The organism is Prevotella sp. AM34-19LB (assembly GCF_003468525.1).
Lineage (GTDB): Bacteria > Bacteroidota > Bacteroidia > Bacteroidales > Bacteroidaceae > Prevotella.
The window spans coordinates 56,852-75,554 of sequence record NZ_QSIG01000001.1 but is presented as its reverse complement, the minus strand read 5'-3'; the positions used below and the strand labels follow the sequence as shown (position 1 = coordinate 75,554).

At 47.6% G+C, this 18,703-nt stretch carries 18 protein-coding genes and 2 tRNA genes; 4 read left to right on the top strand and 16 right to left on the bottom strand.

Annotated elements, in window-relative coordinates; genetic code table 11:
- Positions 1-19 precede the first annotated feature (19 nt).
- The 9 genes from DW830_RS00300 to DW830_RS00260 form a co-directional block, all read right to left on the bottom strand.
- Positions 20-105 (bottom strand) — tRNA-Leu (locus tag DW830_RS00300).
- Between the two features lie 17 nt (positions 106-122).
- Positions 123-198: transfer RNA gene (locus DW830_RS00295), tRNA-Gly, on the bottom strand.
- 163 nt (positions 199-361) lie between these two features.
- Positions 362-976, bottom strand: coding sequence for a hypothetical protein (locus tag DW830_RS00290; RefSeq protein WP_147487168.1), 615 nt, complete (start codon positions 974-976; stop codon positions 362-364).
- A 125-nt stretch (positions 977-1,101) separates the two neighbouring features.
- On the bottom strand, positions 1,102-2,439 hold the full coding sequence (argH, locus tag DW830_RS00285) for an argininosuccinate lyase (protein WP_119248449.1): 1,338 nt from the start codon (positions 2,437-2,439) through the stop codon (positions 1,102-1,104).
- A 13-nt stretch (positions 2,440-2,452) separates the two neighbouring features.
- Positions 2,453-2,914 (bottom strand): polyketide cyclase, encoded by a 462-nt coding sequence (locus tag DW830_RS00280; protein WP_089543321.1) that lies wholly within the window; start codon positions 2,912-2,914, stop codon positions 2,453-2,455.
- Between the two features lie 17 nt (positions 2,915-2,931).
- Positions 2,932-3,564: an orotate phosphoribosyltransferase gene (gene pyrE, locus DW830_RS00275; RefSeq protein ID WP_089543320.1), complete on the bottom strand. Its 633-nt coding sequence runs from the start codon at positions 3,562-3,564 to the stop codon at positions 2,932-2,934.
- Between the two features lie 185 nt (positions 3,565-3,749).
- Complete coding sequence (locus DW830_RS00270) at positions 3,750-4,478, bottom strand: ComF family protein (protein WP_119248448.1); 729 nt, start codon at positions 4,476-4,478, stop codon at positions 3,750-3,752.
- 76 nt (positions 4,479-4,554) lie between these two features.
- Positions 4,555-5,085, bottom strand: a complete 531-nt coding sequence (locus tag DW830_RS00265; RefSeq protein WP_119248447.1) for a regulatory protein RecX — start codon at positions 5,083-5,085, stop codon at positions 4,555-4,557.
- 141 nt (positions 5,086-5,226) lie between these two features.
- A complete protein-coding gene (locus DW830_RS00260) occupies positions 5,227-6,261 on the bottom strand; it encodes a N5-glutamine methyltransferase family protein (protein WP_233544313.1) in 1,035 nt (344 codons plus the stop codon).
- 87 nt (positions 6,262-6,348) lie between these two features.
- On the opposite strand from DW830_RS00260, the gene ribD reads away from it, so the two are divergent.
- Positions 6,349-7,386: a bifunctional diaminohydroxyphosphoribosylaminopyrimidine deaminase/5-amino-6-(5-phosphoribosylamino)uracil reductase RibD gene (gene ribD / locus DW830_RS00255; RefSeq protein ID WP_119248446.1), complete on the top strand. Its 1,038-nt coding sequence runs from the start codon at positions 6,349-6,351 to the stop codon at positions 7,384-7,386.
- Positions 7,387-7,452: 66 nt separating this feature from the next.
- Entirely contained in the window at positions 7,453-7,611 is a 159-nt protein-coding gene (locus DW830_RS16040; protein WP_187360455.1) for a hypothetical protein, read from the top strand.
- Between the two features lie 91 nt (positions 7,612-7,702).
- On the opposite strand, the gene DW830_RS00250 is transcribed toward DW830_RS16040, so the two are convergent.
- From DW830_RS00250 to DW830_RS00230, 5 genes are all read right to left on the bottom strand, one after another.
- The gene (locus DW830_RS00250) at positions 7,703-8,551 is read right to left on the bottom strand and encodes a beta-galactosidase small subunit (RefSeq protein WP_158573400.1); all 849 of its coding nucleotides are present in this window, start codon (positions 8,549-8,551) and stop codon (positions 7,703-7,705) included.
- Positions 8,552-8,553: 2 nt separating this feature from the next.
- Positions 8,554-10,995 (bottom strand): glycoside hydrolase family 2 TIM barrel-domain containing protein, encoded by a 2,442-nt coding sequence (locus DW830_RS00245; protein ID WP_119248444.1) that lies wholly within the window; start codon positions 10,993-10,995, stop codon positions 8,554-8,556.
- 605 nt (positions 10,996-11,600) lie between these two features.
- The gene (locus tag DW830_RS00240; RefSeq protein ID WP_117664048.1) at positions 11,601-12,074 is read right to left on the bottom strand and encodes an RNase H family protein; all 474 of its coding nucleotides are present in this window, start codon (positions 12,072-12,074) and stop codon (positions 11,601-11,603) included.
- A gap of 291 nt (positions 12,075-12,365) precedes the next feature.
- A complete protein-coding gene (gene argS / locus DW830_RS00235) occupies positions 12,366-14,186 on the bottom strand; it encodes an arginine--tRNA ligase (protein ID WP_119248443.1) in 1,821 nt (606 codons plus the stop codon).
- Positions 14,187-14,335: 149 nt separating this feature from the next.
- A complete protein-coding gene (locus tag DW830_RS00230) occupies positions 14,336-14,527 on the bottom strand; it encodes a hypothetical protein (protein ID WP_117664046.1) in 192 nt (63 codons plus the stop codon).
- Between the two features lie 102 nt (positions 14,528-14,629).
- On the opposite strand from DW830_RS00230, the gene DW830_RS16190 reads away from it, so the two are divergent.
- Positions 14,630-14,773 (top strand): hypothetical protein, encoded by a 144-nt coding sequence (locus DW830_RS16190; protein WP_233544312.1) that lies wholly within the window; start codon positions 14,630-14,632, stop codon positions 14,771-14,773.
- Here DW830_RS16190 and DW830_RS00225 read toward each other — a convergent pair.
- Both DW830_RS00225 and DW830_RS00220 read right to left on the bottom strand, forming a co-directional pair.
- Positions 14,731-15,543 (bottom strand): sensor histidine kinase, encoded by an 813-nt coding sequence (locus tag DW830_RS00225; protein ID WP_233544311.1) that lies wholly within the window; start codon positions 15,541-15,543, stop codon positions 14,731-14,733. The genes DW830_RS16190 and DW830_RS00225 overlap by 43 nt on opposite strands.
- Positions 15,544-15,581: 38 nt before the next feature.
- Positions 15,582-16,100 carry a response regulator gene (locus DW830_RS00220; RefSeq protein ID WP_119248442.1) on the bottom strand — a complete coding sequence of 173 codons (519 nt, stop codon included), beginning with the start codon at positions 16,098-16,100 and terminating at the stop codon, positions 15,582-15,584.
- A gap of 240 nt (positions 16,101-16,340) precedes the next feature.
- Between DW830_RS00220 and DW830_RS00215 the strand changes: the two genes are divergently transcribed.
- A complete protein-coding gene (locus DW830_RS00215; RefSeq protein ID WP_119248441.1) occupies positions 16,341-18,683 on the top strand; it encodes an ABC transporter permease in 2,343 nt (780 codons plus the stop codon).
- The last annotated feature ends 20 nt before the right edge of the window (positions 18,684-18,703 follow it).

Here is an 18,703-nt window from a genome sequence, read left to right as displayed (position 1 = left end):
AAAAATTTTAAGGGAGGAGTGCCGCGAGCGGGACTCGAACCCGCACAGCCATTACTGGCCAAGGGATTTTAAGTCCCTCGTGTCTACCAATTCCACCATTGCGGCATGGTAAACGTTAGAGTTGGAGCGGAAAACGGGACTCGGACCCGCGACCCCAACCTTGGCAAGGTTGTGCTCTACCAACTGAGCTATTTCCGCGTTACTTAATTGCGAGTGCAAAGGTAATATAATTTCCCGGTTCTACCAAATGGATTTACAACTTTTAAGAAAAAATACGCCGTTTTTCTTCAAAAACGTGCATTTTTCTCGTTGAAACGCTAGTTTTAGGGGAGATGAAGTGGGATTTGAAGTAGGATATGAACTAATTTCCTACGGTCAGCACGCTGCCAATACCTGTGTAAGTTACACGATATTGCATCAGCATCTTGTCTTCTTTTCCCTGTCCACCGCTTGTGATGGTACCATTTTCAAGGCTATATACTCTTTTACATTTGTTGCAGATGACCGATTGTCTGTTGCCAGTCCACTCCAGCGGATAGTTGGTACCGCCATATTGCAGGATGCAGTTCAGGCATTGCCTGTCCCATGCTACATAGCCATTGAAGTTGGTTGTGCCGAGGATGAAACCATTCTTGGTGGCATCCTTCAGGTCGTTTCCTGCTCCCAGATAGCTATAGTTGGCATAGTTTTCCTTGGCTGTAGAGAGGACGATGGTTTCAGTATGGTTCTTGCCATCGTTGAGGGTGGAATAGACATTCCAGGCGCCATTTACCTTTTTGGCACTAATCATGGTGTAGGTGCCGGCTCCTTGGAGAGCTGTCTCAATGCTGCTTCCTGGATGGTAGATGGTTCGGAAGATAAACTGGCATGGGTATCGGGTGCTGATGCTGTTGTCTGCATCGCAGGATGCCAGAAGCGAGGAGGAAAGAATGAAACAGATACACCAAAAGGTGAAGAGCACAGCTTTTGCTGCCATACTCTTCACCTTATTGTATATATACACCTTATTATATATATGATTATATATAGATGTTTCTTTCTTCATTGAGTTCAAAAAGATTCTAATGTATTAAGAGATTTCCTTTACTTCAAGAGACTCTTTTACTTCAAGAGATTCTTTTCTGCATTCTCCATACGCTCGAAGTGGAACTCTGAGAGAGTCTGCTCCATAAGCGCCTGGATCTTGTCGTTGCAGAGATTGCCGATACTTCCTTCATGGGTATGATGGATATTCTTGTTTGGTTTGAATTCTCCAGCTTCGATTTCCAGTCCCACAGTCTTGTAAGCATCACGGAAAGGCATTCCGTTAGCGGCAAGCTGATTTACTTCCTCAACAGAGAACATCGGATCATAACGAGGATCATTGAGGATGTGCTCGTTAACCTCCATCTTGTTGATGATGTAGGCAGCCATCTGCAGACAGTCTTTCAACTCGTCGAAAGCAGGGAGGAATACTTCCTTGATAATCTGAAGATCACGGAAATAACCCACAGGCAGGTTGTTCATGATGAGCATGATCTGCTGTGGCAAGCTCTGGAGCTTGTTGCTCTTGGCACGAATCAGCTCGAATACGTCTGGGTTCTTCTTGTGAGGCATGATACTTGAACCGGTGGTGCACTCTTTAGGCAACTTCACGAAGCCGAAGTTCTGACAGTTGAACATGCAGGCATCGAAAGCCATCTTTGCCAAGGTTCCTGCCACGCTAGCCATCGCGAAAGCTACGTTGCGCTCCATCTTTCCTCTACCCATCTGGGCATAGACTACATTATAGTCCATGCTGTCGAAACCGAGAAGTTCGGTTGTCATGGTACGGTTCAGAGGGAAAGAGCTGCCGTAGCCTGCTGCGCTACCCAATGGGTTGCGGTTGGTCATGCGATAGGCTGCCTGAAGGAAGAGCATGTCGTCAGCAAGTCCTTCAGCATAAGCGCCAAACCAGAGTCCGAAAGATGAAGGCATTGCCACCTGCAGGTGGGTATAGCCAGGCATCAATACGTTCTTGTATTGGTTGCTCTTCTGGATCAACTCGTCGAAGAGGATTTTGACAGCATCAACAATCTCCTTCAGCTCGTGGCGGGTGAAGAGCTTGAGATCTACCAAAACCTGGTCATTGCGTGAGCGTCCTGAATGAATCTTTTTGCCCATATCGCCCAGCTTCTGGGTGAGCATCAGTTCTACTTGGGAATGAACATCCTCCACGCCGTCTTCGATGACAAACTCGCCTTTCTCGGCGATGGCGTAGATATTCTTCAATTCTGCGAGGAGCTGGGTAAGCTCATCCTTTTCCAAAAGTCCGATGCTTTCGAGCATGGTGATGTGTGCCATACTGCCAAGCACATCGTATTTGGCGAGATAGAGGTCGAGTTCACGGTCTCGACCTACGGTGAATCGTTCGATTTCCTTGTTTACTTCAAAGTTCTTTTCCCAAAGTTTATGTGCCATAATTTCTTTATTTTTAATCCTGGTAAGGAATCATCGCCAGTGCATCTGCAATCTTCTCGATGCCTTCCTGCAATGGCTTCTTCACCATGCCCTTGATAAACATATTGAGCTCAGCCTTGATGGTGAGTTTCATCTTGCAAGAAAATTCTCCTGTAGGGAGCAGCTGAATCCAGAAATTGAATGGGATAGGGCTGTTCTCTGTTTCAAACTTGATGGTTTTTGGAAAATCTCTGTCGATGATGCGCATCTTGAGGTCGCCCACCATAGGAGCGTTGATAGTGATGCTGTCGCTGTCGAATCTCAGGTCCTTGAGTTTCTCCATTTCCTTTCTCTTGTCCTCAGGAATCTGGTCTTTCACCTGCTCGAAGCGATCTTTGAGCACCTGCAGGTTGTTGAGGTCGCTCAAAGTATTAAAAACAGATTCCTGCTTGTGAGGAATCTGTTTGATATTACTTTCGAATGTACTTGTACTCATTATTGATGGGTAAAAATTTACTTCTTCCAGTTAGCTGGGTCCTTGCGCCACTCGTGGAGCAACTCTACGTCTTCCTGCTTGATGTAACCAGTCTCGAGAGCCTCTTCTACCACGTGCTCGTAGTCTGTAAGAGTAACCAGCTTCACGTTAGCATCAGCGAAAGCCTTCTCTGCTACAGGGAAACCGTAAGTGTAGCTAGCTACCATACCTACAATCTCGTTGCCGTTCTTGCGAAGAGCCTCTACTGCCTTGAGTGAGCTGCCGCCTGTAGAAATCAAATCCTCTACAACAACAACCTTAGCCTTAGGATCGAGCTCACCTTCGATGAGGTTCTGCATACCGTGATCCTTTGGTTTAGAACGAACGTAAACGAAAGGCAAGTTCAATTCGTCAGCCACCAATGCACCCTGTGCGATAGCGCCAGTAGCTACACCAGCAACAGCGTCAGCCTCTGGGAACTGCTCCAGAATAGCGTGTACGAGTTCGAGCTTCACATAGTTGCGGAGTTCTGGGAAAGAGAGGGTCTTGCGGTTGTCACAATAGAAAGGAGACTTCCAACCAGAAGCCCAAGTGAAAGGATCGTTAGGCTGCAATTTGATAGCCTTAACCTTCAATAACTTAGATGCGAATTCTTTCTTTAGCTTGTCCATAATCATATAAGGATTAAATTATTATTATTTCTTTGCAAAGGTACTACAAAAAAACGAGTTATCCATATAAATAGGGCATTTATTATAGATTTTTTATACCTTGTGCGTGATATTGGCTTGCAAAGTGGGGGATGGGCGGGGGGTGAAGGGAAACTTGGCTGGAAATCTGGCTGGGAATCTGGCGCTTATTCTGCAGCCCATCCTATAGTAGCGATGCTGAATTTCAGCTTGCCTGCCTTCTGCAGTTCTTCGCAGCAGGAAATAAGGGTGGCGCCTGTGGTGCAGACGTCATCGATGATAAGCAGATGCTTGCCGGCAAGATCGGTGATGGGGTGTTTGCCGTCTCTGTCGTGATAGGTATCTGATAACCGGAATACATGTTTTACGTTTTCCTGTCGCTGCCATCTGTCTTTTTGGGTTTGACTTTCGGTGAAGGTTACTCGCCGGATGGCATCTGTGATGATGGGGAGATGGGTTCTTTCCTGTATTCCTCTGGCTATTTCCTCGCTCTGATTATAGCCGCGGGTCTTCCTTCTTGACTTCGTGATAGGAATAGGAATGATGGCATCTATATCCTTGAAGAAGTCTGATTCGATACCTTTGCTGGCGATGAGTCTTCCCAGATAGTTTCCGGCATCGGGGCGGTGATGGTATTTCAGCTTATAGATGATGTAGCTTGGGTTGGAGTGGCTGTGATAATAGAAGAGGGCGACGCATTTTTCTACAGGAATGCGCCCCCAGAACATTTTAGCCATATTGTTTTCGTAGGGGGCTTCCCAGGTTGGGGTAATCGGGAGATCCTGGAGACAGGTGGCGCATAGCATCTCCTCTGTGCCCAGCAGTCGCTCATCGCAGATGGCACAGTAACGGGGAAAGAGAAAATCTATGATGTTTCCTAACAGGCTGAGCTTCATATTGTTACTTTGAACTTTGAGTTTTGAACATTGAACTTTATGATTAGCTTCTAATGTTTACTTTGGATTTAAACCTTTAGAAGTCGTCTTCGAAATCGATATTTCCCAGATCTTCTTCTTTCATTTTGTCGATGCATTTGTGAATCACATCCATACCATAGCCTCTGCCGAGGGCGAAGCGGATGAGTTTCATCGAGTGTTCGTAGTCGTTTTTGGCTTTGATGTTTTTATATTTGTTTTTTAGGAGAGGGAGGAGGGTTTCCAAATACATGTCATCCTCGATTTCCTCGAAGATTGGGTCGGAGATTTCCTTCGGGATGTGCTTCATCCAGAGAGCCTGTTCCACTTTCCTGCGCCCCCATTTGTTGTATTTTATCTTGTCGTTGATAAAGAAGCGGGTGAATCGCTCGTCATCGATGAATTTCTTCTGGGTCAGGAATTCCATATTTCGGGCGATGGCATCCTCTGGGAGTTCCCACTTCTTCATCTTGTCGAGCATTTCCTGCGAGCAATGTTCGGCTTGTGTGCAGAGAGTGGTGAGCTTCAGGAGTGCCTGCTGCTCAGTCATCGGCTTCTTGGGGCGCTTGGGGGTGTTATAATATTCCATAATGCATTTATGTTTTATTGGGGGGATTACAAATCCCCTGGTTTTGATAAGTCGAACCTTTTTTTACTGCGGATTGCAAATCCGCAGGGACGCCTGGTGGTGGACTTTCTGGGTAGATTTGCAATCCGCTTATCTAATAGTCTATTTCATAGCTTGCATCATTCTCTTCTTTCCGAAAGCATCTTCTTTGGTTTCAATATTCTTGAAGCCAAATCCTTCGAGCATTTCTCTTGTCTCCTTTTCGTAAAGAGGGTTGATTTCGAAATAGAGCATGCCCCAGCTTCGCAATTCTAATGAGGCGAACTCGGCGATGGCCCTATAGAACTTCAGAGGATCTTCATCGGGAACAAAGAGGGCGAGATCGGGCTCGTAATCAAGGACGTTTTTCTCCATATCTGCTTTCTCCTTTTCGCAGATATAAGGAGGATTGCTCACGATGATGTCTGCTTTAAAATGTTCTTCTCTGTTTGTTTTACACATTTCAAGCAAGTCAAAGATATCGACATTTTTGAAGATAGCTTTGGATGCTAATTGCTTGGCATTCTTTGTGGCAACATTGCAGGCTGAGTCGGAAATGTCTATTCCTAATACTTCTGAATCTGGAATTTCAAGGCTTAGGGTAATGGCAATACAGCCAGAGCCGGTACAGAGATCCATGATTCTTGGTCGAGGAGAGGCTAGTTTAGTATGTCTAGCTTTTATATAACAATGTACTATTTTGACGATGAATCTCAAACGTGAATATTTGCGCTTGAACCATCCTTTTTCCTTAAATATGTTTATGTCCTCAAAGGCAACGTCAGGGCTGATGTTAAATTCTTTTCTGATAATTTCCTCTACATTTTCCCAGTTCTCCTTCTGTGTTTCCACAATCCATTGACAAAGCTCGGCGGTCTCAGGTCTTGGGATGAGCACGCCCGGCTCCACATGGAAAGTTCTTCCTGCAAAGTCGGCCTGCCCCAGTACGTACTGCACTGGCTCGCCTTTTTGCAGTCTATAGACAATTTCTTCGAGTTTTTTGCCCTCGTCTGCGGATAATTCATTAACTTTGCCGCCGATAATGTCGGTCAGCGTCATTCCGTACTTCACATCAAGCACGGTGCGGACGATAGCCTGCGCTTCGCCAGCCTCATATAGAGGGGTGAGGGATTGCCAAAGTTGTTGATAAGTTTTCATCTCTAAATTGTATATTATGATTTGATTTGAGAGCAAAGGTACGACAATTTATCGAAAATGAGTAAGAAAATCGAAAAAAAATAGGATATGGAGCAAAATAAAGTATCTTTTCAGAACCCGCTGACGGGCGAACCGCTTAGTCTGCAGGAGATTGACGAAATGTTCATGCGCCGCTGTCTGCAGTTGGCTAAGAACGGTAGGCAGAATGCGAAGCCTAATCCCATGGTGGGTGCCGTCATCGTGAGCGGCGAGGGCAGAATCATAGGCGAAGGCTATCATGTGCGTTGTGGCGAGGGCCATGCCGAAGTGAATGCCTTTGCATCGGTAAAGCCTGAGGATGAGCATCTCTTGAAGGATTCCACTATCTATGTAAGTCTCGAACCCTGTTCGCATTATGGCAAGACACCTCCTTGTGCCGACCTTATCGTAAGAAAAGGCGTGAAGAGATGTGTCTGTGGCTGCGTGGATCCCTTTGCCAAGGTGCAGGGGCGTGGCATCCAGAAGATTCGCGAGGCGGGCATCGAAGTAACGGTGGGTGTTCTGGAGGCGGAATGCCTCGAACTGAACAAGCGATTCATCACTTTCAATACCCATCAGCGACCATACATTATCCTGAAATGGGCGCAGACGATGAATGGCTTTCTGGATAATAACTATCAGGGTATGGCGATTTCTTCGCCTTTTACCAAGATGCTTTCGCACAAGCTTCGTGCCGAGAACGATGCTATCCTGGTAGGTAGAATTACCGATGAGCGTGACCGTAGCCAGCTCAACGTAAGAGATTGGAGCGGCAAGGATCCGCTGCGACTGGTCATCGACCGCCATCATCCTTGTTTCGAGGGCTTGGATTTCTCCAAGGGCAAGGAAGAGGTGTTGAAGCAGATCATGCAGTACCTATATAATAATAAGGTACAGTCGCTGATTGTAGAAGGTGGCACCATTACCCATCAGGCTTTCCTCGATGCAGGATTATGGGATGAAATCAGGGTAGAAACATCTTTATCCACATCTGTGGAAAACGTGGTAACTGCCGGAACAGCAGCACCAAAGCTTCCTCATAACATCCGGTTAATCAACCACGAGGCGTATGATGGAACCATGATCAGTACCTATGAGCGCCAATAGTTTCATAGAAGCAATAAGGCTAATCATAAAGTTCAAAGTTCAACATTCAAAGTTCAAAGTAAAGAAATGAGCAATAGATTTACATCGCGCCTGAGCGATAACGACGATTTCAAGCGAGACGAATTGATTCGCAAGATAGAGCATGCCGTGGAGCACATGACGCTCGCTGAGCTGGAAGCCCTGTCGTATGACATGTTTACCAAGGGCTACATCCAGGATTACTAAACATTCAGGCATAAGACAAGATATAAAAAAGGTGGGTGCTACAACAATTCGTGTAACACCCACCTTTTTTATGTCTTATTCTTTATTTCCTTTATTTCGCCATTGGAGTGAAACGCAAGGTAAACTCATGAGCTCCTGTTGGAGTCATGTACTGTGGCAGACAAGAGTCGCCACCACAACTGCGGTTACCGATACCACGCTGCCAGAAGTCGAAGTGAGCGAAAATCTGGTTAGAACGTACCAGATCGTAAGGATGCTTGCCACCATAGAATACGTCGTAGTTGAACTGAGCATCATCAAAGTGAGACAACGAGAAGGCTACCATACCCTCGGTGGTAATCTGCAACTTCGTGCTGTTGTTGTCCAATGTCAACTGGCGTAAGCCCTGGCGGTCGCCCATGGTCTGAGGAGCACTCTGCTCTTCGAACATGCCATCCACGGTAGTCTTGTACAAACCTAACAGCGAACCTCTCTGACGGTCGATGTAGTTGCTCCAAGGACCCTTGGCATAATACTCCACATTCTCGAAACCAGGAGTAAACTGCATGGTAATACCGATTCTTCGGGTTTCCTCAGAAGAATTGTTGGTAGTCACCTTCATATCCACGGTTCCGTTAGGATAGATGATGTAAGCAATCTGGTGAGTGTCCTTACCGTTGGTAACGGCAGTCTCCACAACCACGTTCTTGCCCTGCTTCTTAGGAGCCTTCACCATCATCTTCTTGCCGGTGAGTGCACCCTCTTCCTTGTTCTCGTTCTTGGCAACACCACCTGTAGCACCCAGATTCACGTTGTCGTTGGCGATGCGGCGGAAGCCGTTGAAGTCAGGACCTGCGTTAGGCTGAACGAGCTGAGTATTGCGATAAGTCCAGTTGGCGATGGTTCCATCCTCACCGAATGTGATGCTGAAGTTATTACCGGTAATGGTGTTGTCCTTCACCTTCAGCTTGCCCTTCTCCTCGATAGCTGGCAGCTTGCCATGGTCTTTCTGTACGAGGTTGGGTCGGCAACAGATGTGCTGCCTGCGTTCTCTGCAGAAAGCTTGAACTGCTGCTGAGCCATCATATAACCCTGCTTACTCCATGAAGTAGCCTTCTTCAGGATGAGGCTGAAGGTGATGACATACTCTGCCTTATCATCTACAGCGGTGGTGTATGGGATGTTGATATCGCAGGTCTTGTCTGGCAATACAGATGGGATAGCCACCTGGTTCTTCTCTACAGAAACTCCGTTTCGGAGTACCTCGTAGCTGAGATCATAGATGTCTGCCAGGTTGGTGAATGCGCATTTGTTCTTCAGGGTGAGCACGCGGCTGTAGAAAGACTCGAAGTTCACATCTCTATAAACATACTTCACCTCGGTGAGCTTGGCTGTCCACTCTCTTCCTGGAGTAATGATACCGTTGCTCATGAAGTCGCCCTGGAATCCTCTGTAACCATTGTTCATCTTGGTATAGTCGTAACCGGATGTGTAGTAGTGGAGCCCGGTCTTAGGATCCTTCAAAGGAAGACCCTTGCGGATGCGACGTGTATCATAGATACCCTGGTCAACCCAGTCCCAGATGCAGCCACCGGTAATACCGGTACTTGCCTCGATGAGATCCCAGTATTCCTGCAGGTTACCCACAGCCTGACCCATTGCGTGAGCATACTCGCAGATGAAGTAAGGCTTGTCGTTGAGGCCGTTCATCTGCTTCTTCACTACCTCGATTCTTGGATACATGTCTGAACCGAAGTCTGAGTACTTGGCACCGTGCTTGTAGCCCTCGTAGTGAACCCAAGCGTCGCGACCTGGCAGGAGTTCCTTGATCTTGTCATAGGTAGCCTGGAAATTATCGCCACCGCCTGACTCGTTACCGAGCGACCAGAATACCACGCTAGGGTGGTTGCGGTCTCTCAATACCATACGCTCTGTGCGGTCCACGTAGGTAGCACGCCAGGTAGGATTGTTAGAGAGTGAGTGGTTGTTGTGGCACTCCACGTCAGCCTCGTTCATGCAGTACAATCCGTAGTAGTCGAACATGGCATACATCTTAGCCTGACGAGGATAGTGGCTGGTACGAACGGTGTTCACGTTAGCCTGCTTCATCAGGATTACGTCGCGAAGCATGGTCTCCACGTCGATGGCGTGACCATAGAGTGGGTGAATATCCTGGGTGTTGACACCCTTGAAGAATACTCGCTTGCCGTTAACATAAACCAGTTTGTCCTTGATAGTCACCTCTCTGAAACCGTATTTGGTAGAGAATACCATCTCTTCCTGGTCGCCAGCCTTCTGACGAACGATAACGGTATAGAGATTAGGCTGCTCTGAGGTCCAAGCCTTTAAACCGGTCAGGTTGTCGATGCTAAGGCGACAGTTCTTCTGAGCATCCTTTGCGGTCATCGCTACCTGGGCAGACTGCTTGGCAACAGACTTGCCCTGAGGATCGAGGAGCTCGATCTCCAGCGTCTTCTCAGATTTCTCCTTGGCTGCATTAGCGATGGTCAGGTCAACATTCAGGTTGCCTGATGTGTAATCCTTGTTTAGGGCAGAAGTGATGTAATGATCTGCCACGAAGGTCTTAGGAGTGGCTACGAGATAAACGTCGCGGTGGATTCCACCCAGGTGCCACATATCCTGTCCCTCCAGGTAAGAGCCGTCGCTCCAGCGGTAAACGCGGACCGATACGTTGTTGTCGCCCTTGCGGACGAGGTTGGTAACATCAAAGTCAGCATCTGTATTCGCACCCTGTGAATAACCTGCATACTTACCATTTACCCAAACCACGATGGCGCTGCATGCACCGTCAAAGTGAAGGAATACTCGTTTTCCGGTTTCCCAACCCTCAGGCAGGTTGAAGTTGCGGCGATAGGAACCTACCGGATTCTTGTCGAAATTATCCTTGAAGGCTGTGATGAACGGAGGTTTGTTCTCGAAAGGATAGCCCACATTATTATATACAGGCACATCATATCCTGCCATTTCCCAGTTCAGAGGTACCTGGAGTTCCTTCCACGAAGAAACGTCTGCGTTGTCAGCCCAGAAATCATCCTTCTCTGGCTTGCCCTGCTTCCAGTCGGCTGTGTAGTGGAACTTCCACTTGCCGTTGAGCAGGAGATAGTTGGCGTGCTTAGGAGTGAGCCATGGGAATTTGAAGTAGTCGTCCTTCTGCATGGTGGCAGTAGAAGAATAAGGTACGAAAGTAGCGTGCGCCTTTTCCTTGCGATCTTCAAATTTAGTTTCGTCTTCTACCCATTTGTCGGTAAACGGACAAACGTCAACTTTGGTCTCCACCACCTTCTTCACCTTTTTCTTGGTGTGTCTAGGTTGTGCAATAGCTGATGCGCTGAAGAGAAAGGTCAATGCAACCGCAGCTCCCCAAAATAAATGTTTTTGTTTCATTGTCTGGTTGAATTATTAATAATTACAAGTTAGCTAGTTATGAATCTATTTAGATTTGGTGCAAATTTACGATTAATTCCTGAAATCTCCAAATAATTTCCGTACTTTCGTGTTCTGGAGGATAAAATTAACAGCCCTAGTCCTTTTGGGGCATCATTGATGATCGGCGCCTGCCATCATTTAAGCCTCCGGCTGGCCTTAATAGACGACCGTCTTTTAGACCCAGATGACTTCTCTTTCGATTGCCTGTGCTGCGATACGAAATTTTTGAGCCGAATGCAAGCCACTTTCAAAGAATACAAGCCACTTTCAAAAACACTCTTCACTCTTCACAAAGATGGTGTAAGTATTTGTATCTAAGGGATTTGTACGGGTGAAGAGTGGTGAAGAGTGGTGCGTAACTCTTCACCTCTCGCAACCCCAGTGTTTATCGGGGTTTCAGCCGATTTGGTGAAGAGTGAAGAGTAAAAGTGAAAGTGGTTGTTTTACCTGCTCCCGACGTATCGTTTTGTGCCTGGCAATGGCAGATTATTGCCCTGGTAAGGGGCAATGTTGTGCCATAGTGAGGCAATAATCGATACAAGCCACTTTACGCATCGTCAGCCTTATCCTTTTCTTCCGAAATCGGCAGGAATCTCGCCCCATTTCTTCGTTTCCCATTTAAAGATAGGTACGGTGATGGGGTGGGTGCGGAGCCAATTTTCGGCACGTGCGATGATCTGATAGAGCTGCTCGGTTTGAGGAGTACGCTCCAGCTTTGTCTTGCATTGCTTCTTGTTTACCCAGAGTTGGGCATTCACGCTATCGCTGTAGATTACTTTGTCGGTAATGCCTTTCTGGGCCATCAGGGCGAGGGCGTGGACGATGGCGAGGAATTCGCCGATGTTGTTGGTGCCGTGGATAGGACCATAGTGGAAAACCTGTGCACCAGTCTGAAGATCAATGCATTGGTATTCCATCGGACCGGGATTTCCGGAGCAGGCTGCATCCACAGCCCAGGCGTTCGCCTTCACCTCATTGGGCAAAGGCAAGACAGTATCGTTTCTCCATGAAGGAGGATTTACGGGCATGTTACTCATTTGCGTTTCTTTTGTTTCTTTATTTGATAGATGATTTGTGTCTTACTGAACTACATACGAGAGTTCTGTTTTGTGTCTTACTGACCTATATAAAACTGACTTATATAAAACTGACCGATATAAAAAAGAAATGAGCTATAAAAAAGAAATGAGCAAGCCCCAAAGTCTGGCTCTGGGGATGCTCATTATTTGTCAATAGTCAATATTCAATTTTTAAATTGTAGGTTAATTATATCTTGAGAAGTTTTTCAGGAGTGCTATACTCCAGATAACTTCTAATTACCTAAAATTTTACATTCTTTCAGGAACCTCGATACCGAGCAGAGCCATACCATTCTTCAGAATCTTGGCAACATTGGCTGCGAGAACCAGGCGGGTAATCTTCTCAGCCTCGCTCTCAGCATTCAGGATGCTGTAGTCGTGATAGAACTGGTTGAACTCCTTGGTCAGCTCGTAGCAGTAGTTGGCAATGCCACCAGGGTTGTAGTTGTTGCCGGCATCGGCTACGGCTGCAGCGAAGTCGTTCATCTTCTGGATGAGGTCAATCTCCTTCTCGTTGATAGGAGCATCTGCGCCCAACTCAGCAGGAATCTCAATGCCCTCGGCAGCTGCCTTGCGCATGATGCTGCGGATACGAGCGTAGGTGTACTGGATGAAAGGACCTGTGTTTCCGTTGAAGTCGATACTCTCCTCTGGGTTGAAGAGCATGTTCTTGCGAGCATCTACCTTGAGAATGAAGTACTTCAACGCTCCGAGACCCACGATGCGTGAAATCTCCTGGCGCTCTTCCTCGCTCATGTCCTTGAACTTGCCAAGCTCATCGCTTGTCTGGCGAGCATCCTTGATCATCTCTGCCATCAGGTCATCTGCATCTACTACGGTTCCCTCGCGGCTCTTCATCTTACCGTTAGGCAACTCTACCATTCCGTAAGAGAAGTGAACCAAGTCCTTACCCCACTTGAAGCCGAGGCGGTCGAGCAGGATAGAGAGTACCTGGAAGTGGTAGTTCTGCTCATTACCTACTACGTAGATCATCTTGTCGATAGGGAAGTCCTTGAAACGGAGGTCGGCAGTACCGATGTCCTGAGTCATATAAACAGAAGTACCGTCAGAACGGAGCAGGAGCTTCTGGTCGAGGCCCTCGTTGGTGAGGTCTGCCCATACAGAGTTATCGTCCTTGCGGAAGAAGAGACCCTTCTCCAATCCTTCCTCTACCTTCTTCTTACCCTCGAGGTAAGTGTTTGACTCATAATATATCTTGTCGAAACTTACCCCCATCATCTTGTAAGTCTCGTCGAAGCCAGCGTAAACCCAGCTGTTCATCTTCTGCCAGAGAGCGCGAACCTCAGGGTCGTTGTTCTCCCACTTCACGAGCATTTCGTGAGCCTCCTTGATCAATGGAGCCTCTGCCTTTGCTTTCTCTGTGGCAGCTTCCTCGTCCATGCCATCCTTCATATACTGAGCCTTGAGTTCTGCGATTTCCTCACGATAGTGCTTGTCGAAGGCTACATAGTAGTCGCCGATGAGGTGGTCGCCCTTCTTGCCGGAAGTCTCAGGAGTTTCGCCATTGCCCCACTTGAGCCAAGCGAGCATAGACTTACAGATGTGAATACCACGGTCGTTCACGATGTTTGTCTTGATAACCTTGTTGCCGTTGGCCTCCATAATCTGAGCCAATGACCAACCGAGCAGGTTGTTGCGCACGTGACCGAGGTGGAGAGGCTTGTTGGTGTTAGGAGAAGAGTACTCGATCATGACGAGCGGGCTATTCTCAGTAACAGGCTTCTCACCGAACTTAGGGTCAGCGTTGATGGTGTTCAAGAGTCCTACCCAAGCGGCAGGAGCGATAGAAAGGTTGAGGAAACCCTTAACCACATTGAAGTCTGCGATGATGTTAGCGCAGTTCTCCTTCAGGTAGTCACCAATCTCGAGTGCAGTTCTCTCAGGAGTCTTCTTCGACATTTTGAGGAATGGGAATACGACGAGGGTAAGGTTACCTTCGAAATTACTCTTGGTCTTCTGCAGGGCTACCATCTTTTCAGGTACGTCCTGACCATAAAGCTCCTTCACCGCCGCGATGACTGAGCTGATGATTTCGTTTTCTATCTTCATTATCTTTATATCTTTTTTTACCGGTAAAAAATCTTTTTCTTTATTCAAATGCCTGGTAAGTGAGGGGGCTTGCAAATACCCCCTTTTACTTAAGCGCCTGCAAAATTACAAATAATAATTGGAATGAGCAAAGAAAAACGATGTTTTCTTTATCCTTCAAGGATAATATCGGCCACGTCTTGCGGGGAGTTCCATAAGATGCCGTCCTGCAATTCATCGTCGGTAAAACCATTGAGAGCCTCCTGTGCTTCCTTTGGTGTAATTGCTGGAGTTCCATCCTCGTTCTTTGCTTCGAGCAATGCCTGCAAGACCTCTGCTCTGTATTCTTCGATTGTCATCATAATTTTTATGTTGTAAAGTTCAATGTGTATTATTATTGCTGCAAATATAATACTATTTTTTGAATGTACCAAGAGTTTCTGCTATTTTCTTTGTTAAAAGACATGTGCCGAAAGGTAGATGCCTGTGAGTTACTCCATTCGGAATGTTACATGATAGCCTGCCACATTGTGCTCGGCAAGGGAGAGATTGATGGATTGCATCATCAGCATCTGGCGGGAGATGGAAAGGCCGATGCCCGAACCTGATGGCTTGGTGGAGAAGAAGGGGATGAACATCTCCTTGGCCACCTCGCTGGGATGGGGTCGCCATTGTTGCTGAAATAGATGCCTGAGAATTGTGAACTCTCGATGCTCTCTGGATGTTTGTGGAAGCATCGGATGTCGATGGCTGAGGCGTGAGCCTCGATGGCATTCTTGGTCAGATTGATAAATACCTGGCGCAGCATGTTCTTGTCGGCAGACCAGGTGGCATCTTCGGGGATATGGATGTGCCATTCTATCTGAGGATAGAGCGGCTTGATGCCTTCCACGAAATCCTTGAGTGGAATGTTCTCGATGACAGGCTCTTGTAGCTGGGTGAGCTTGCGGTAGCTATCCACAAAACTGGTGAGCGATTTGCTGGTATCTCGAATGGCTCGGATGCCTTCCTCATAGGACGAACCTTGGATGTCGGGATTGCTCAGATAGGCTTGGCAGATGCTGGAGATGGGGGCGGTGGCATTCATAATCTCATGGGTGAGCACACGGGTTAGCCTTTGCCAAGATTCCACCTCATGCTGCGCCACCAGTCTGCCGATGTCGTTCTCCATGTCGTTGAGGGCTTGCTGCAAGGCTCGTTCTCCAAAGAGTAATCCCTTGGTGGAAAGGCGAAAAGAGTAATCGCCATTGCGAATCGCCTCTTGCATCAGGAAGGCACGACTCTTCAGATTGCGCTGGTGACGCAAGAAGAGATAGATGATACCTCCTATGACGAGGAGTATGATACCTATTATATATATGTGGAAAATGGTGTTCATATCAGATGTTGATAATCATGAATGATTGTGATAAAGAATTATCGCTTGAGCTTGGCATAAAGCGTTTGGCGAGTGATGCCGAGCAGTTCGGCGGCACGAGAGATGTTGCCGTGGCATTGATCCACCACCTTGTGGATATGAGTGGTCTCGATGCTCTCCAGAGTCTCCACTTCCTGGCTTCGGTCGATGGCATCTTTTAGGGTTCTGATGAGTTCGTCATTATCCCAAGGCTTGGTTACAAAGTCGGCGGCTCCGCTTTTCAATCCCTTGATGGCTAGCTGCACGTCGGCAAAGGCGGTGATGAGCACCACGGGGATGTGGGCATGGAGTCGGCGGAAGGTGCGGAGCCAGAGTAAACCGTCCTGTCCGCTGTTTACGCCGAGCGAGAAGTTCATGTCGAGCAGGATGAGATCTACCTGCTCCTGTTGCAGCAGCGTGGGGGCTGTATCGGGGCGAGAAAGGGTGAGAATCCGTTCGAACGTATTGCTCAGACAGATTTTCAGCGCCGTGAGTATCGACGGATTATCGTCGATGACAAGAAGGGTTCCGTATTTCATATCTTTTATTTTTTTGTTTGCAAAAGTACGCTTTTTTCCCGAAACGACAAACAAAAACGGGGCTGTTGTGTGATAATCATACAATAGAGTGTATGAATTTCATACAATCCACCTTCCGGGCTGCCGGAAATCTTGGCAGAAAACGGGAGAAGCCGTAACTTTGCAGCAGCTAACGAAAACAGGGAGATGGTATTCTTCCTTTATCGTTTGATTTAAGTGAAACAAAAAATAAATGAGTATATGATGAAAAGTTATGTGAAATTCTTATCACGCAACAAGCTTTATGCCACCATAGAGGCCTTGGGCCTCTCGGTGGCACTGGCTTTTGTGCTGATTCTCGTTTCCTACGCTACTGCAGAGTATCGTGTGGGAACGAATCAGAAACTGGCGAAGGAGCTCTATGTTGCAGGTTCCGGCGATTATCTCGGAATGACCTGGGGCATAGCCAAGGAGTTCTTTCCTTCCATCCCGGAAATCAAGGGATGGACAAGATTTGGTGAATATTATGCTCCGCAGGGAGCCATGATAGATGGACAGTATTATGAGGCAAAATATCTGGCTATCGACCCGAACTTTTCCCAGTTTATGGGTTACAAATGCCGTGGTTGTGCGCCAGATCATCTCCTTTCGGATGCTCATCAGGCAATGGTTTCGGAATCTTTTGCCAAGAAAGCCTTCGGCAACGCCAATCCTATCGGCCGTACCATCCAATGCGGTAAGCTGCAACTCAAGGTGGTGGGAATCATGGAGGATTTCGACCGTGAGGACCTTCTTAACCCATACGATATTTTCGTGTCGATGAAACTGATAGAAGCTGAGGCTCAGGCGATGGATCAGTTTGGCTCCTGTACTACGGTGGCGCGACTGGCAAAGGAAGCCGACCCCGAAAAGGTGAGACAGACCTTGCTCGGCAAATACATAAACTACTGGAAGGAGTGGAAAAAGGAATCAGGTGGAGCCGACTTCATGTGGGGCTGCCAGTTTGTGAGATGGGACCAGATTCATTTTGCGGATGATGATGTCGAGATTTTCAAGCATGGAAATCGTTCTCTCGTGAATATCCTCCTGGTCGTGGCGCTGGTTCTGCTGCTTTCTGCCTTGTTCAACTACATCAATCTTACGGTGGCTCAGATTGGCAACCGTGCGAAGGAGATGGCTACCCGAAGACTGCTGGGCGAATCGGTAGGGGGCGTGATGCTGCGCTATCTCAAGGAGTCGGCGCTCTTCACGGCAGTCTGCTTCCTGCTGGGCTTGTTGATTTCCTGGGCATTCATCCCGTTGTTCAATTCTATGTTGGATACGAAAATCGACCTGTTCCATTCCTTCGACCTTCTGTGGTTCCTGCCGTTGGCTTACGTCATCATCTCCATCTTTGCGGGAATCCTTCCTGCCATCGTGGTTTCCCGTTTCAATCCGATAGATGTGGTGAAGGGAACCATCCGCATGCGCAGCAAGATGTGGTTCAGCAAGATATTTATCGTAGCCCAGAGCGTCATCAGTATCACGCTGGTAGTGATGGCGATAACGATGATGCTCCAGATGAAGCATCTTGCCGATTTGCCGTTGGGTTATCAGACGAAGGATATTGTTTCCATCATTTCTTCCTTGGATGGTTCGCCCGAGAAGATGTCTATTCTCAAAAACCGTCTGAAAGCGCTTCCAGAGGTGGAAGAGGCAACTTACGGCAACGCCAATCCTATCAGAAGCTGGGGAAATGGCGTGCATGATGACAATGAAAAACTGATAGGAATGCTCCGTATATTCATGGTAGATTCCACGGCGATGAAGATGCTGGGAGTCAGGGTGATTGAGCAGTATTGCGAGCCAGCCTATGGAAAGATTTGGGTAACGGAAGATGCGAAGCGTGCCTATGGCGTTTCTGTCCACAAGCCTTGGTTCGGAATGAGAATGAAGGATGGAAAGCATGAATACGAGGTGTGTGGCGTGATTGCCGATTACCATAGTGGAGATGCGCTGAGCGAGAATGAAAAAACGGAGCATAATGCCATTGGAGTCATTACCCCGCAGCAGCGTGGATGGACAGTTCTGGTGAAAACCCGTGGCGATCATGCCCAGGCGCTGCAGGCGATCCGGAATACCTGCAAGCAGGTGGCTAAGGAACTGATGGGCGTTCCTGCGGAAATGCAGGTGGAGTATATGGATGATACTTTGAAGAATAACCTCAAGGACAAGCATAATATGATGGTGCTCATCATCACCTTCATGAGCATCTCTATCCTGATTTCTGCCTTGGGGCTCTTCGGAATGTCGGTTTATTACGGCAACCAGCAGAAGCGCCAGATTGCCCTGCGCAAGGTGATGGGGGCTTCGATTGGGGATGCGGCTTGGCAACTGGCTAAGAGATTCCTCGTCAGTTCGCTGGTGGCTGTGGTCATCGCCATCCCTATCTGCGTGAAGCTGATGCAGACTTATCTTATGGATTTCGTCCATCGCATTTCCTTCCCTTGGTGGGTGTTGCTGGCTGGCGCCGTCTTTACCTTATTGATAGCCTTTGTTTCGGTTATCGGCTGCACCCTGCGTACGGCGATGTCGAATCCGATAGACAGCATCAAGGCTGAATAATGAGTCATAAACTTTAAAAA

What these genes read in the sequence shown, in the direction of transcription:
- DW830_RS00290 (WP_147487168.1), bottom strand. Translation starts at nt 976, where the DNA reads ATGGCAGCAAAAGCTGTGCTCTTCACCTTTTGGTGTATCTGTTTCATT.
- argH (WP_119248449.1), bottom strand. Translation starts at nt 2,439, where the DNA reads ATGGCACATAAACTTTGGGAAAAGAACTTTGAAGTAAACAAGGAAATC.
- DW830_RS00280 (WP_089543321.1), bottom strand. Translation starts at nt 2,914, where the DNA reads ATGAGTACAAGTACATTCGAAAGTAATATCAAACAGATTCCTCACAAG.
- pyrE (WP_089543320.1), bottom strand. Translation starts at nt 3,564, where the DNA reads ATGGACAAGCTAAAGAAAGAATTCGCATCTAAGTTATTGAAGGTTAAG.
- DW830_RS00270 (WP_119248448.1), bottom strand. Translation starts at nt 4,478, where the DNA reads ATGAAGCTCAGCCTGTTAGGAAACATCATAGATTTTCTCTTTCCCCGT.
- DW830_RS00265 (WP_119248447.1), bottom strand. Translation starts at nt 5,085, where the DNA reads ATGGAATATTATAACACCCCCAAGCGCCCCAAGAAGCCGATGACTGAG.
- DW830_RS00260 (WP_233544313.1), bottom strand. Translation starts at nt 6,261, where the DNA reads ATGAAAACTTATCAACAACTTTGGCAATCCCTCACCCCTCTATATGAG.
- ribD (WP_119248446.1), top strand. Translation starts at nt 6,349, where the DNA reads ATGGAGCAAAATAAAGTATCTTTTCAGAACCCGCTGACGGGCGAACCG.
- DW830_RS16040 (WP_187360455.1), top strand. Translation starts at nt 7,453, where the DNA reads ATGAGCAATAGATTTACATCGCGCCTGAGCGATAACGACGATTTCAAG.
- DW830_RS00245 (WP_119248444.1), bottom strand. Translation starts at nt 10,995, where the DNA reads ATGAAACAAAAACATTTATTTTGGGGAGCTGCGGTTGCATTGACCTTT.
- DW830_RS00240 (WP_117664048.1), bottom strand. Translation starts at nt 12,074, where the DNA reads ATGAGTAACATGCCCGTAAATCCTCCTTCATGGAGAAACGATACTGTC.
- argS (WP_119248443.1), bottom strand. Translation starts at nt 14,186, where the DNA reads ATGAAGATAGAAAACGAAATCATCAGCTCAGTCATCGCGGCGGTGAAG.
- DW830_RS00230 (WP_117664046.1), bottom strand. Translation starts at nt 14,527, where the DNA reads ATGATGACAATCGAAGAATACAGAGCAGAGGTCTTGCAGGCATTGCTC.
- DW830_RS16190 (WP_233544312.1), top strand. Translation starts at nt 14,630, where the DNA reads ATGTGCCGAAAGGTAGATGCCTGTGAGTTACTCCATTCGGAATGTTAC.
- DW830_RS00225 (WP_233544311.1), bottom strand. Translation starts at nt 15,543, where the DNA reads ATGAACACCATTTTCCACATATATATAATAGGTATCATACTCCTCGTC.
- DW830_RS00220 (WP_119248442.1), bottom strand. Translation starts at nt 16,100, where the DNA reads ATGAAATACGGAACCCTTCTTGTCATCGACGATAATCCGTCGATACTC.
- DW830_RS00215 (WP_119248441.1), top strand. Translation starts at nt 16,341, where the DNA reads ATGATGAAAAGTTATGTGAAATTCTTATCACGCAACAAGCTTTATGCC.